At 65.8% G+C, this 13,656-nt stretch carries 16 protein-coding genes; 12 read left to right on the forward strand and 4 right to left on the reverse strand.

Annotated features, from left to right (window positions below):
• Positions 1–393 (reverse strand): DUF6152 family protein, encoded by a 393-nt coding sequence (locus tag LZ585_RS14475; protein ID WP_234854238.1) that lies wholly within the window; start codon positions 391–393, stop codon positions 1–3.
• Between the two features lie 144 nt (positions 394–537).
• Between LZ585_RS14475 and LZ585_RS14480 the strand changes: the two genes are divergently transcribed.
• Positions 538–1,560: an aspartate-semialdehyde dehydrogenase gene (locus LZ585_RS14480; protein ID WP_234854239.1), complete on the forward strand. Its 1,023-nt coding sequence runs from the start codon at positions 538–540 to the stop codon at positions 1,558–1,560.
• Between the two features lie 4 nt (positions 1,561–1,564).
• Positions 1,565–2,164, forward strand: a complete 600-nt coding sequence (locus LZ585_RS14485; RefSeq protein ID WP_234854240.1) for a DedA family protein — start codon at positions 1,565–1,567, stop codon at positions 2,162–2,164.
• 15 nt (positions 2,165–2,179) lie between these two features.
• Here the strand turns inward: LZ585_RS14485 and LZ585_RS14490 are convergent, their stop codons facing one another.
• Positions 2,180–2,827, reverse strand: coding sequence for a carbonic anhydrase (locus LZ585_RS14490; protein WP_234854241.1), 648 nt, complete (start codon positions 2,825–2,827; stop codon positions 2,180–2,182).
• A gap of 143 nt (positions 2,828–2,970) precedes the next feature.
• Between LZ585_RS14490 and LZ585_RS14495 the strand changes: the two genes are divergently transcribed.
• The 5 genes from LZ585_RS14495 to LZ585_RS14515 all read left to right on the forward strand — a co-directional run bounded on the left by LZ585_RS14495 (position 2,971) and on the right by LZ585_RS14515 (position 7,675).
• Positions 2,971–3,348, forward strand: coding sequence for a hypothetical protein (locus LZ585_RS14495; RefSeq protein ID WP_234854242.1), 378 nt, complete (start codon positions 2,971–2,973; stop codon positions 3,346–3,348).
• 62 nt (positions 3,349–3,410) lie between these two features.
• Complete coding sequence (locus tag LZ585_RS14500; protein WP_234854243.1) at positions 3,411–4,775, forward strand: leucyl aminopeptidase family protein; 1,365 nt, start codon at positions 3,411–3,413, stop codon at positions 4,773–4,775.
• A complete protein-coding gene (locus tag LZ585_RS14505) occupies positions 4,772–5,614 on the forward strand; it encodes a C40 family peptidase (RefSeq protein WP_234854244.1) in 843 nt (280 codons plus the stop codon). The genes LZ585_RS14500 and LZ585_RS14505 overlap by 4 nt, the downstream gene beginning before the upstream one ends.
• Before the next feature lie 26 nt (positions 5,615–5,640).
• Positions 5,641–6,519 (forward strand): phosphoserine phosphatase SerB, encoded by an 879-nt coding sequence (serB, locus tag LZ585_RS14510; protein ID WP_234854245.1) that lies wholly within the window; start codon positions 5,641–5,643, stop codon positions 6,517–6,519.
• Positions 6,520–6,916: 397 nt separating this feature from the next.
• A complete protein-coding gene (locus LZ585_RS14515; protein ID WP_234854247.1) occupies positions 6,917–7,675 on the forward strand; it encodes a TSUP family transporter in 759 nt (252 codons plus the stop codon).
• Here the strand turns inward: LZ585_RS14515 and LZ585_RS14520 are convergent.
• Complete coding sequence (locus tag LZ585_RS14520; RefSeq protein WP_234854249.1) at positions 7,672–8,658, reverse strand: asparaginase; 987 nt, start codon at positions 8,656–8,658, stop codon at positions 7,672–7,674. The two genes, LZ585_RS14515 and LZ585_RS14520, sit on opposite strands and share 4 nt — an antisense overlap.
• A gap of 152 nt (positions 8,659–8,810) precedes the next feature.
• Here LZ585_RS14520 and LZ585_RS14525 point away from each other — a divergent pair, with 152 nt between their 5' ends.
• The 3 genes from LZ585_RS14525 (at position 8,811) to LZ585_RS14535 (ending at position 11,337) form a co-directional block, all read left to right on the forward strand.
• The gene (locus tag LZ585_RS14525) at positions 8,811–9,332 is read left to right on the forward strand and encodes an invasion associated locus B family protein (RefSeq protein WP_234854250.1); all 522 of its coding nucleotides are present in this window, start codon (positions 8,811–8,813) and stop codon (positions 9,330–9,332) included.
• A gap of 129 nt (positions 9,333–9,461) precedes the next feature.
• Positions 9,462–10,634 carry a 23S rRNA (adenine(2503)-C(2))-methyltransferase RlmN gene (rlmN, locus tag LZ585_RS14530; RefSeq protein WP_234854251.1) on the forward strand — a complete coding sequence of 391 codons (1,173 nt, stop codon included), beginning with the start codon at positions 9,462–9,464 and terminating at the stop codon, positions 10,632–10,634.
• A gap of 112 nt (positions 10,635–10,746) precedes the next feature.
• The gene (locus tag LZ585_RS14535; RefSeq protein WP_234854252.1) at positions 10,747–11,337 is read left to right on the forward strand and encodes a hypothetical protein; all 591 of its coding nucleotides are present in this window, start codon (positions 10,747–10,749) and stop codon (positions 11,335–11,337) included.
• Here LZ585_RS14535 and LZ585_RS14540 read toward each other — a convergent pair.
• Positions 11,334–12,176 (reverse strand): LOG family protein, encoded by an 843-nt coding sequence (locus tag LZ585_RS14540; protein ID WP_234854253.1) that lies wholly within the window; start codon positions 12,174–12,176, stop codon positions 11,334–11,336. The genes LZ585_RS14535 and LZ585_RS14540 overlap by 4 nt on opposite strands.
• 80 nt (positions 12,177–12,256) lie before the next feature.
• On the opposite strand from LZ585_RS14540, the gene dapD reads away from it, so the two are divergent.
• Positions 12,257–13,078, forward strand: coding sequence for a 2,3,4,5-tetrahydropyridine-2,6-dicarboxylate N-succinyltransferase (dapD, locus tag LZ585_RS14545; protein WP_234854255.1), 822 nt, complete (start codon positions 12,257–12,259; stop codon positions 13,076–13,078).
• Between the two features lie 10 nt (positions 13,079–13,088).
• Positions 13,089–13,550, forward strand: a complete 462-nt coding sequence (locus LZ585_RS14550; protein ID WP_234854256.1) for a YaiI/YqxD family protein — start codon at positions 13,089–13,091, stop codon at positions 13,548–13,550.
• Positions 13,551–13,656: the final 106 nt, after the last annotated feature.

Below are 13,656 nucleotides of genomic sequence, written 5' to 3' on the forward strand. Positions count from 1 at the left end.
TCAGTCGGCCTGGATGCGTTCGGGATACATGTCATAGTTCCGGCCGTCGATCACGATGCGCACCGCCTTCATATGCGCCTCGGCGGGATCGCGGTCGCGGTTGCCGATCACCGTGACCGCATCGCCGATGCTGGCAGTATCCCCGTCAAAGCCCGACCGCGCCGTCCGGCCCGGATTGCCCAGTTCGACGAACCAGACCGTGCCATCCGCCGCCCGGACCCGCAGGCTGGGATGGGGCGGGTTCATCGACACGTCCTCGATCAGGCCGTCCAGCCGAACCTGGTCACCCTCGGCCCAGGACCAGCCGTGATGCGCGGCCACCGGCGCGGCCAGCATCATCAGTCCGGCGACGATCCCCTTGAAGCCGTGGCGCATGGCAAGACTCTTGTGCATGATAATCCCGTGGCAAGGGTATCGCGCTTTGGCCGGGTCCTTTATGACATTGGCGTTACCCGAGGCGGTGCGGCGGCGCCCCCTTCCCCTTGGTCCACCCATGCGCTAAACGCCCCTGACCGCCAGAAAAGGAGTCCCCCTCAGATGGGCTACAAAGTCGTCGTCGCCGGCGCCACGGGGAATGTGGGCCGCGAAATGCTGAACATCCTGGAGGAACGCATGTTCCCCGTGGACGAGATTGCCGCGCTGGCCTCGCGCCGGTCGCAGGGCACCGAGGTCAGCTTTGGCGACAAGACCCTCAAGGTGAAGGACATCGAGCAGTTCGACTGGACCGGCTGGGACATCGCGCTGTTCGCCATCGGGTCGGATGCGACGAAAATCCATGCGCCCAAGGCCGCGGCGGCGGGTTGCATCGTGATCGACAATTCGTCGCTTTATCGTTATGACCCCCAGATCCCGCTGATCGTGCCCGAGGTGAACCCGGATGCGATCCACGATTACAAGAACAAGAACATCATCGCGAACCCCAACTGTTCCACCGCGCAGATGGTGGTGGCGTTGAAGCCGCTGCACGACCGCGCGCGCATCACGCGGGTCGTGGTCAGCACCTATCAGTCCGTGTCGGGCGCGGGCAAGGACGGCATGGACGAATTGTGGAACCAGACCAAGGGCATGTATGTGCCGGGTCAGGAAGTCGCCCCCAAGAAGTTTTCCAAGCAGATCGCCTTCAACGTGATCCCGCAGATCGACGTTTTCCTGGACAGCGGCGACACCAAGGAAGAATGGAAGATGGTGGCCGAGACGAAGAAGATCCTCGACCCCAAGGTCAAGGTCACGGCCACCTGCGTGCGCGTGCCGGTCTTTGTCGGACATTCGGAATCCATCAACATCGAGTTCGAGGACTTCTTGGACGAGGACGAGGCCCGCGACATCCTGCGCGAGGCGCCGGGCATCCTGGTCGTCGACAAGCGCGAGCCGGGCGGATACACGACCCCGGTCGAATGCGTGGGCGAGTTCGCGACCTTCATCAGCCGCATCCGCCAGGACGTGACGGTGGAAAACGGCCTGAACCTGTGGTGCGTCAGCGACAACCTGCGCAAGGGCGCCGCCCTGAACGCCGTGCAGATCGCGGAACTGCTGGGCAATCGCGTCCTGAAAAAGGGCTGACCCGGTGTTCGACTGGATCACGGGCTTTCTGGACAGCGGCGGGGCCTGGGCCATCGCCGCCCTGATGCTGCTGGAAAACGTCTTTCCGCCGATCCCGTCCGAATTGATCATGCCGCTGGCGGGCTTCAACGCCGCCCGCGGCGGCACGCCCCTGTGGCTGGCGGTCCTGGCCGGTGGCCTGGGATCGCTTGCGGGGGCCTATCTGTGGTATCTGGTCGGTCGCGCCTTTGGCGCCCACCGGCTGCGCCGCCTGATCGCGCGCCATGGCCGCTGGCTGACCCTGACCCTGTCGGAATTCGAGGCGGCCGAGGGATGGTTTCAACGCCATGGCCGCAAGATCGTGTTCCTTGGGCGCTTTGTCCCCACCGTGCGCACGCTGATCTCGATCCCCGCCGGGATCGAGCGGATGCCGCAGGCGCAGTTCCTGCTGTTCACCGCCCTTGGCAGCTTCATCTGGTCGGGTGGGCTGGCGCTTGCGGGCTATCTGCTGGAAGACCAGTATGAACGGGTCGAACACTGGATCAACCCGGTGTCCACGGCGGTCGTGATGGGCATCATTGCGCTGTATGTCTGGCGCGTGATCCGCTGGAAGCCCGACGCCTGAACGCCGGGCGCCCTGTCAGATGGTTGCCCAGGTTTTTCCACCCTCAAGCGCCTGGAACAACGTGCCTTCGCTGATGTCGTGGACAAGGCCGTGGATCGACATCTGCCCCGCCTCGACCGCCGTGCGGACAAAGGGGAATGTCATCAGGTTCTCGATCGATACCAGCACCGCCTCGCGTTCCAGGGCGGCAACTTGCTGGTCCTCGGGCAGATCCTTCACCCGGTCATAGCCGGGGCGCAGGATGTCCATCCAGCGGCCGACGAAGCTGGTCTTTTCCTCCAGTTCGGGGGCATGGCCTGAACACATCGCATGACAGCCCGCCACGCCGCCGCACATGGTATGGCCCACCACGATCAGATGCGCGACCTTCAAGGCCTGCACCGCATATTCCACCGCCGCCGAGGTGCCGTGCTGCAACCCGTCCGGGGCATAGGGCGGCACAAGGTTCGCGATGTTGCGATGGATAAAGAATTCGCCCGTATCCGCGCCAAAGATGCTGGTAACGTGGACGCGCGAGTCGCAGCAGGAAATCACCATGGCGCGCGGGCGCTGCCCGTCGGTGGCCAGGCGGCGATACCAGGCGCTGTTTTCGGCATAGGACGTGGCCTTCCAGCCGTGAAAGCGGCCTGCCAGATATTGCGGCAAAGGACGAATGTTATGCATGGCTCACCCTTGTCATCACGCCGCTTGATAGGCGGAGATTGAAACAAATTCGAGAGGTTTCTTTTGGCGCCATCAAGCCTTTCTTCACCGCAGACGGTCATCTTGCACAGACCGGACTTTCAGGAAGACAAGGGTTAAGGCAGATGGCACAAATCATGGCGTTGGCCGTATCAGAGCCGGTTCGGGTCGATTCCCGCCGCCTGGGCGACATCGTGACCGAACTGGGCGAAACGGCGGCGCAGAACGTCATCGGCCTGGCCCTGGAACAGCTGGCAGCCGCCCTGACCGCCGCCGACAAGGCCATCCGCGCAAGCGACCTGCCCGAGGGCGCGCGCCAATGCGACCTGCTGGCCCGGCTGGCCTGGCAGATCGGGCTGTTGTCGCTTGCGGGCGTGGCGATGGATCTGGGGGCCTGCGCGGACAAGCGCGATCGGGTTGCCATTGCCGCGGTCCATGCCCGGCTGATGCGGGTGGGCAACCGGTCCCTGACGGCGATCTGGGACCGCAGCCAGCTTGCCTGAGGCGGGCTTGCGGGCGCGCGCCCAACTTGTAGTCTGGCGTTCGACAGACCAAGGACAGGCCCATGATCCCCGATTTTGCCCCCGATTCCGCCGATGCCCTGCCGCTGTGGGCGGTGTGGAAGGGCGACCCCCTGGTCGACCAGGCTGGTCCCTGGCCGGGCGCCAGCGGATTTTCGGGAAAGACCGGGGAAATCTGCCTGCTGCCCAATCCTTCGGGCGGGCTTGCGGGGGCCTTGCTGGGCCTGGGGGATCGAACGACCGCCCCCCGCCACCGCTTTGCCCTGGCCCATGCCACGGCCTTGCCGCCAGGAACATGGCGCGCGATCCTGCCCGACGGCCTTGACCCGGATGAGGCTGCCTTGGCGCTGCTGCTGGGCCAGTATCGCTTTACCCGCTACAAGGGGACACCTTATTCCGGCCCGCAGTTTTCCTGCCCCGAGGGTGTGGATGCCGCCCGGATCCATGCGCAGGCGGCAGGAGAGTTCCTGACCCGCGACCTGATCAACACCCCTGCCAACGACATGGGACCGATTGATCTGGAAGACGCCGCCCGCGCCCTGGCCAAGGAGGTGGGCGCAAGCGTCACGGTCACGACCGGGCCGGACCTTCTGGACGCCAACCTGCCGATGATCCACGCGGTCGGGCGCGCGGCCGAACAGGCGCCGCGCCTGATTGACATCCGACTGGGCAACAGCGGCCCGCGTTTGACGGTCGTCGGCAAGGGTGTCTGCTTTGATACCGGCGGGCTGGACATCAAGCCCTCGGCATCCATGTTGCTGATGAAAAAGGACATGGGCGGCGCGGCGACCGCGCTTGGCCTTCTGAAGATGCTGGCGCTGACCGGGGCTGCGGACCGGATGCGGATCCGGCTGCTGCTGCCGGTCGTGGAAAACAGCGTTTCGGCCAGCTCATTCCGGCCCGGCGACGTGTTGACCAGCCGCAAGGGCCTGACGGTCGAGGTGAACAACACCGACGCCGAGGGCCGGTTGATCCTGGCCGATGCCTTGGCTTTGGGGGCCGAGGAAAGCCCCGACCTGATGATCTCGCTGGCGACGCTGACAGGCGCCGCGCGCGTGGCGCTTGGGCCGGACCTGCCGCCTTTTTACTGCGACGACGATGCCACCGCCGATGCGCTGTCGCGCGCCGCAATGGCCGTGCGCGATCCGCTGTGGCGGATGCCCTTCTGGGATGGCTACGAATCCCAGATCGAGCCGCCTATCGCGGATCTGGACAACGCCCCCTCGGGCGGGATGGCGGGGTCGATCACCGCCGCGCTGTTCCTGCGCCGCTTCGCGGAAGGCGCCGGGCGCTATGTCCATATGGACATCTATGGCTGGCAGCCGGTCCTGGCCCCCGGCAGGCCCAAGGGGGGTGTCGGCCAGGGGGCACGGGCGATCCTGGCCGCCTTGCCGCAGATCCTGGCATGACGCTGGACCGCCGCCTGACCCCGGCAACCGACCGGATCGCGCTGGAATGCCTGGCAGGGGTGCTGGAACGCCCCGCCTATACGCCCGGCAATGCCGCGCGGCTGGTGGTGCCCCTGGCCGACCTGTTGACCGCACCAGACGCGCGCCGCGACCGGCAGGTGAATTTCGGCGCCGACGTGACGGTGATCGAGACGCGGGGCGACTGGTGTTTCGTGCAAACGGATCTAGACGGCTATTGCGGCTGGCTGGCTGGCTCCTCGCTGGGCCATGACCTGCCGCCGATCACGCATCGGGTAACGGCCCCTGCCACCCATGTCTATCCCGCCCCCGACATGAAGCAGCCGCAGATTGTCAGCCTGTCCCTGGGCGCCCGCCTCTCGGTCACGGGGGTCGAAGGGCGGTTCGCCCGTCTTGCTACCGGCGGCTTCGTTCCCGTGCAGCATATCGGCGACCAGCCCGCCACCGATCCGGTGCCGGTCGCGGAAAGCCTGTCCGGCACGCCCTATCTGTGGGGCGGCAACAGCCGTGCGGGCATTGACTGTTCGGGCCTGGTCCAAGCGGCGCTGACGGCCTGCGACATCCCCTGCCCCGGCGACAGCGACCTGCAGCGCGCTGCCTTTCCAGTGGCAAACGAAATCCGAAGGGGCGATCTGCTGTTCTGGCCGGGCCACGTAGCCTTGGCGATGTCGCCCGACCGGATGATCCATGCGACCGCCTTTGCCATGGGGGTGATCGTCGAATCCATCCCCGACGCCATCGCCCGAATCGATGCGGCAGGCGATGGCCCGTTCCTTGGCATCCGCCGCCCGCCTCTGGCGCAGCCCGCCACTTTGGCCTAGACCGCCGCGCAAAGGAGTTGCGGCCCATGTTCACCGTTTCGCTGATCGCATCGCCCCTGCGCGCCAACCTGACCCAGGCCGTGGCCGGGGGCCTGGCCGCCCGTTGGGGGGGCGAACCGATCCGCTGGCTGAACCCCGCCATCGCTGCGGAATTCGACGTGGCAACCCAGCCTGCCGACTTTCAGGATGCCTGGGCCGATATGCAGCGGCAAACCCTGGATCTGGCGATCCAACCGGCCCAGGGCCGCCGCAAGGCGATCCTGCTGGCCGACATGGATTCGACCATGATCGGGCAGGAATGCATCGACGAATTGGCCGACATGGCGGGCGTCGGACCGCGCGTGGCCGACATTACGGCACGGGCCATGAATGGAGAACTGGACTTCGACAGCGCACTGACCGAACGCGTCGGGCTGCTGAGCGGGCTGAAGGACAGTGTGATCGCGGATGTGCTGGCCTCGCGGATCACCATGACCTCGGGCGGGGCGGAACTTGTGGCGACAATGCGCGCGAACGGCGGCTATGCGGCGCTTGTCTCGGGCGGGTTCACGGCCTTTACAGAAGCAGTTGCCGACAGGCTGGGTTTTGACGAACACCGTGCCAATACCCTGGTGGCCGAAGGCGGCTTGCTGACCGGACGGGTCGCGATACCGATCCTGGGCCGCGAGGCCAAGGTCGAGGCGCTGATCCAGATCGCCAAGGCGCGCGGCCTGACGCCTGCCGATGTGATTGCTGTGGGCGACGGCGCCAACGACCTGGGCATGATCCAGCTTGCCGGGACGGGTGTTGCGCTGCACGCCAAGCCCTCGGTCGCGGCGCAGGCGCAGATTCGCATCAACCACGGCGACCTGACATCGCTGCTGTACTTGCAGGGTTATTCTGCCAAGGATTTCGTCACGGGCTGATCGCCTGTACCGTTTCCGCCACAGACCGGGCGCAGGCAGCAATGCGGTCCATGATCGCCTGCCCTTCGGCGACCGGGGGGGTTAGTTGCCAACAGCCGGCCCCTTCAGCGCACCGATCCGATCCGGCATGGACAGGGCGAAGTGGCGGTCGAGGATGGCAGGCCTTTCCGCCAACAGCACCAACAGCATGGCTGGTTACTGCGAAGTCCGGGATAGATCTCGAACAACATTGCAGACGGTTCCGCCCTGAAACACCTGAAGAAGGGGCGCAACCTGTTGGTCCATTCGACGAACCTCTGCTGCTCTTGCCCTTGCCTTGGTCCAAATATCCCACGGGGGTCTGGGAGTGTGAAACCCCCGTCTTTACAAACCCCTGTCAAAGGCGCATGGCGCGGCCATGATCGACCTTTCCCTGGACCTTTTCCTGCTTCTCGCCTTTGCTGGCTTCGCTGCCGGCTTTATCGATTCGATCGCCGGCGGCGGCGGGCTGATCACCCTGCCTGCGCTGATGCTGGCGGGGATCCCGCCGGCGCAGGCGCTTGCAACGAACAAGGTGCAGGGTGTCTTTGGCGCGGCGACGGCGGCGGTCAGCTATGCCTCGCGCGGCTTGGTCGATCTGCGAAGCCAGTGGAAATCGGCATTAATTGCGGGGGCGGCAGGCGCCCTGGGGGCGGCCTTGGTCAGCTATCTTCCGACCGACGATCTGCGGCTGATCCTGCCGGTGATCCTGATCGCCATCGCCGCGTTCTTTGCACTGAAGCCGGGGCTTAACGACCTGGACCGGGTGCGGCGCGTGGCACCCGCAGCATTTGCCCTGACGGCGGTGCCGCTGGTCGGGTTTTATGACGGGGTCCTGGGACCGGGGGCCGGTTCGTTCTATATGATCGCCTTTGTCACGCTGGCGGGATACGGCGTGCTGAAAGCCACGGCGCATACCAAGCTGCTGAACTTTGCCTCGAATCTGGGGGGGCTTGCGGCTTTTGCGCTGTTTGGCCAGCCCTTGTGGCTGGTGGGGATCGTGATGGGCGGGGCGCAAATCGCGGGCGCGATGCTGGGCGCGCGGCTGGCCACGCGGATTGGCGCGCGGCTGATCAAGCCGCTGCTGGTGGCGACATCCTTGGCGCTTGCGCTGCGGCTGATCTGGCAGATGATCTAGGCGGGAAAGCCGGGGGCGGTCCGCATTTCCCCGGTGACGATGCCGCGCCAGTTGCGGATCGGGTCGGTCAGGAACCGGCCCACCGCCGGGTGATTCCGCTCGAGCACGCCAAGATGGACCAGCAAGGCGGCAATGGCAGCCTCGGCGGCGCGGGTGCCGCCATCCGTCACCTTCAAGGCCACGCCCAGGCCCTGATCGGGCAGGATGGCGACGAAAACGGCCTCGGCCCCGGTCTTTGTGGCGACGCGGCCACCGCTGGCGCGCATCAGGACCGTGCAGGCGCGGCCTTCGCCCGCAACCATTTCGGGATGGGCGCGCATGGCATCCACCAGCCGCCGCATGGCCCGGCCCCGCCCATCGTCGGCCGGATCGGCAAAGGCCGCCATGGCACGGCCAAGGCCCGCCAGCGAACAGGACCAGTTCGGGGCCGAACAGCCGTCGATGCCATAGCCCGGGCTAGATTCACCCGTCACCTCCTCGAACGCGGCTTTCACGGCCTGCTGGACGGGATGGTCCGGTTCGACATACTCGGTCCCGCCACCCAGATGGCGATTCAGCGTCAGGAAACCCGCGTGCTTGCCCGAACAGTTGTTGTGCAACTGGCTGGGAGCCTCGTCCCCGCAGGTCAGGCGGCGGTTTTCATCGCGGTCGCTCGGCATATGGCAGCCGCAACGAAGGTGGGATTCGCCCAGGTCCAATGCCTGCAGCCACTGGTCCACGGCGTCCACGTGCATCCGCGCGCCGCTGTGGCTGGCGCAGGCAAGCGCAAGCTGCCGGTCGGTCAGCCCGGCGGCATCGGCCGCGCCGCTTTCGATCAGGGGCAGTGCCTGGATCATCTTGCAGGACGAGCGAGAAAAGATGATTTCGCTTGGACAGCCCCAGGCCTCGACCACACCCTTGGTGTCGCAGATGACGGCATGGCCGGAATGCAGGCTCTCGCGTTGCCCGCCGCGCCACAATTCGATCAATTCGGCCGAACGCATCGCCTGTCCCCCTGACAATTGCGCGATTTCCTGCCTTGCGCTCTTTCTTGCGCAATGATTTTGGCTATCGTGACCGCGAACGGTTGAAAAGACCACAGCAATCGGGAAAGAACGCCCCTGATGTGGCGAAACCCATGGCAGGAGGCCAGAGCATGACCAACACCACGCTGCGCGGCGTGACCGCCGCCCTTGTCCTGATCGCCGGACTTGGATCCGCAGCGGCACAGGAATCGACCAATGTCGTTGCCACCGAAGGCGACTGGACGGTCTTTGCGGCGGAAAATCCCAAGGAATGCTGGGCGGTCTCCCCGCCCAAGGCCACGCAGAACACCGACGCGAACGGCGCCCCGAGAGAGGTGACGCGCGGCGACATCCGCCTGTATGTCGCGTATCGGGGCGGCAACGGCGAGGTGTCTTTCAGCGGCGGCTATCCCTTTGCCCCCGACAGCACGGTCGAGGTCGATATCGGCGGGACCAAGTTCAACCTGTTCACCGAAGGCGAAAGCGCCTGGACCGGCAGCGCGTCCGAGGATGAAAAGCTGATTGCAGCCCTGCGCGGCGGCACGAACGCGGTCATTACCGGGCGGTCATCGCGCGGCACCGTGACAAAGGACACGTTCAGCTTGGCGGGAATCACGGCGGCCACGAACACGGCGCGGTCGCGCTGTCAGTAAGGGTTGGGGGCGCTGCCCCCATGCCTTCGGGACTCACCCGGGATACTTAGACCAAGGCAAAGGCGAGGCCGGTTGATTTTCGGCCTCGTTTTGCTTATCTGCGGGTCTTCGCATAACACCGGAAGTCCCATGAACGCGCCCCTCACGCCCGATGTCCTGACCCTTCCCCGCAAGCTGCCAGATACCGGTCGGGTGAACATCGTCGGGCTGACGCGCGATCAATTGCGCCAGGCCCTGATTGACGCGGGCACGCCGGAAAAGCAGGCCAAGATGCGCGTGGGCCAGGTGTGGCAATGGATTTACCATTGGGGCGTGCGCGATTTTGCCGCGATGAGCAACCTGGCCAAGGACTACCGCGCCCTGCTGGCGGACCGGTTCGAGATCGTGCTGCCCGAGATCGTGACCCGTCAGATCAGCGAGGACGGGACGCGCAAGTACCTAGTCCGCATCGCCGGCGGCCACGAGGTCGAGACGGTCTATATCCCCGAGGAAGGTCGGGGCACCTTGTGCGTATCCAGCCAGGTCGGTTGCACGCTGACCTGTTCCTTTTGCCACACCGGCACGCAGAAGCTGGTGCGAAACCTGACCGCAGGCGAGATCGTCGGGCAGTTGATGCTGGCCCGCGACGATCTGGGCGAATGGCCGGTGCCCGGTGCCCCCAAGGACGAAACCCGCCTTGTCAGCAACATTGTTCTGATGGGCATGGGAGAGCCTTTGTACAACTTTGACGCCGTGCGCGACGCGATGCGCGTCTGCATGGACAACGAGGGGCTGTCCCTGTCGCGCCGCCGCATCACCCTGTCCACCAGCGGCGTGGTCCCCGAGATCGCCCGGACCGCCGAGGAGATCGGCTGCCAGCTTGCCGTCAGCTTCCACGCCACCACCGACGAGGTCCGCAACGTTCTGGTGCCGATCAACAAGCGCTGGAACATCCAAACCCTGCTTGACGCGTTGCGCGATTATCCGCGCCTGTCGAACAGCGAGCGGATCACCTTTGAATATGTGATGCTGGCTGGCGTGAACGACACCGACGAGGACGCCCATCGCCTGATCGAACTGATCCGGGGCATCCCTGCCAAGATCAACCTGATCCCCTTCAACGAATGGCCCGGCGCGCCTTACAAGCGATCCAGCAACAACCGCATCCACGCCTTCGCCGACATCATCTACAAGGCGGGCTATGCCAGCCCGATCCGCACCCCGCGCGGCGAGGATATCATGGCCGCCTGCGGGCAGTTGAAATCGGCCACGGAACGCGGGCGGAAGTCGCGCGCGGAGATTGCGGCAGAGGCAGGCGCCTGAGCCGGGTACGCCCTGTGCAGCCCATTGCCGCGTAGGCAATCGGCTGCTAGGATTTGTCCGATACAAGGAAGGTCTGGGCCGGTGACGCCGTCGCCCGTGGCGTAGGTTCTGGATGCCCCATGCGCTTGTCCTGTGGCTTCTGGCCTGGAGCCTTGCCGCAGGAACCGCATTGGCCGAACCCGTTGCCCCCGTGGACCGGAACCTGTTCGCCTTCGGCGGCCGCATGACCGCCGAGGCCATGCCCAAAAGCGTCAACATCCCCGGTGTTTCCTATGAGGACAACGGGATCCTCGGGATCGGCATCCAGCGCTGGACCTGGCGGGGCCGCCATGTGGATATCGGCTACAAGGGCGGTATGGCGCATCGCTTTGGACGGGACACCACCACCGAAGCCTGGGCGGGGATCGGCATCCGCTGCTGCCGGTACAGGCTGATGCGCGATCTTGTGCTGACCCCGTCGATCATTTTCGGCCTCAGCTATGTCGATGCGGCGCATCTGGGCCGGGAAACCGAACAAGTTGCGCGCGATGACGGCGACGCGCAACTGCTGTTCTATCTTTCACCCGAACTGGAGCTTGCCGCCCCCGACACGGACTGGTCCGTCTTCTGGCGGCTTCATCACCGTTCGGGCGGGGGACAGACGCTGGGGAATATGCGCGGCGCCACCAATGCCAATGTCGTGGGCCTCCGGCTGCGATTCTAGTTGCGGCCGAGCAGTTCCCAACCGTCGATGATCTCCACCGCTTCCTCCGCTGTCTCGACATAGCGGAACAGGCCCAGATCCTCCTCGGAGATCGTCCCCGCGTCTGCCAGTCCCCGCCAGTTGACGATCCCCTCCCAGAACTCCCTGCCGAACATCAGCAGGGGTACACGGGCCATGCGGCCGGTCTGGATCAGGGTCAGGGTCTCGAACAACTCGTCCAGGGTACCGAAGCCGCCCGGAAAGATGGTGATCGCGCGGGCGCGCATCAGGAAATGCATCTTCCGGATCGCGAAATAGTGGAAGTTGAAGCACAGCTCCGGCGTCACATAGACGTTCGGCGCCTGTTCGTGGGGCAGCACGATGCCCAGGCCGATGGAGTTGCCGCCGACCTCGTGCGCGCCCAGGTTGCCCGCCTCCATCACACCGGGGCCGCCGCCGGTGGTGATGACGAATTCACGCCCACCGGTTTCCAGGCTGCGGCGGGTCATTTCCTGCGCGAACAGCCGCGCTTCCTCGTAATAGGCAGACAGCCCGGCCAGCGCGGGGGTCCGCGCATTGGCCGCGTTTTCAGGCGAGGGGATGCGCGCGCCGCCGAACATCACCACGGTCGATTCGACCCCTGCCTCGTCTAGCAGCATCTGCGGCTTCAGCAACTCCAGTTGCAGGCGGATGGGGCGGAGTTCCTCTCGCAACAAGAAGTCGCGGTCGGTGAAGGCCAACTGATAGGCGGGTGAGCGGGTCTGCGGCGTATCGGGAATCTGTTCGGCGCGGACTGCATCCTCGTCGCTGTGGGGAAAGGGGTGGGCGCGGTCCTCGGTGGTCTTGGTCGCGTCGTTCATCGGATCCTCGGATTGCACGGGGCTTGTCCCAGGCTTATAGCCCCGGTGAACCAGTTTCCACCCGCCGCAGAGGAGAGGCCATGACCCAAGCACTTGAGACCGCCATCGAGGCCGCGTGGGAAGCCCGCGCCGACATCGACGCCAGCACGACCGGCTTCATGCGCGAGGCGGTGGAGGAAACCCTGGCGCAACTGGACAGCGGCAACCTGCGCGTGGCCGAAAAGCGCGGCAGCGACTGGCACGTGAACCAGTGGGCGAAGAAAGCCGTGCTGCTGTCCTTCCGCCTGAACGACATGGAGGAGATGTCGGGCGGTCCGCAGGGGTCCAACTGGTGGGACAAGGTGCCGTCAAAATTCGCAGGCTGGGGCGACAACCAGTGGCGCGCGGCCGGTTTCCGCGCCGTGCCCGGCGCCATCGTGCGGCGCAGCGCCTTTATCGCGCCGGGGGCAGTGTTGATGCCGTCCTTTGTGAACCTGGGCGCCCGCGTGGGCGAGGGCACGATGGTCGATACCTGGGCCACCGTCGGTTCCTGCGCGCAGATCGGGAAGAACGTCCATCTGTCGGGCGGTGTCGGCATCGGCGGCGTGCTGGAACCCCTGCAGGCCGGGCCGACGATCATCGAGGACGATTGCTTCATCGGCGCCCGGTCCGAGGTGGTCGAGGGATGCATCGTCCGCGAAGGATCGGTCCTTGGCATGGGCGTCTTCATCGGCCAGTCCACCAAGATCGTGGACCGCGAAACCGGCGCCGTCATGTATGGCGAGGTTCCGGCCGGGTCGGTCGTGGTTGCCGGGTCGATGCCCTCGAAGAACGGCGTCAACCTGTATTGCGCCGTGATCGTCAAGCGCGTGGATGCGAAAACGCGGTCCAAGACCTCGATCAACGAACTGCTGCGCGATTGAGGCGCGACGGGTGACCACGCTTTTAATCGACGCCGACGCCTGCCCGGTCAAGGCCGAGGCTGAACGGGTGGCGACGCGCCTGCGGGTGCCGATGGTGCTGGTCTGCAATGGCGGGCTGCGGCCGTCCGCCAACCCGCTGGTCACGTTGAAGATCGTCGCCGAAGGCCCGGACGAGGCGGACAAGTGGATCGCCGACCAGTGCGGGCCGGGCGACGTGGTGGTGACGGGCGACCTGCCGCTGGCGGACCGTTGCCTCAAGGAGGGTGCGCAGGTCGTGACCCATGACGGCGAGGTGCTGAGCCTTGCCAATATCGGCCCGCGGCTTGCCACGCGCGACCTGATGGCGGATCTTCGCGCCTCCAATCCGTTCATGCAGGGCGGCGGGGCGGCGTTTTCCAAGGCGGACCGGTCGCGGTTCCTGCAATCGCTGGACCGGGCGCTGGCGGCGGCGCTGCGCCAGCCACCGCGATAGCCTTTCGGCAAAACCCGCATCTGCCGGCCCGTGCCACCTTGCGCCCCGACCGCGCATGGCTATAACCCCGGACGATTTAGCCGCCGCCCGCCGCCGCGAAGCCCGA

This window comes from Paracoccus everestensis (genome assembly GCF_021491915.1).
GTDB classification, from domain to species: Bacteria; Pseudomonadota; Alphaproteobacteria; order Rhodobacterales; family Rhodobacteraceae; genus Paracoccus; species Paracoccus everestensis.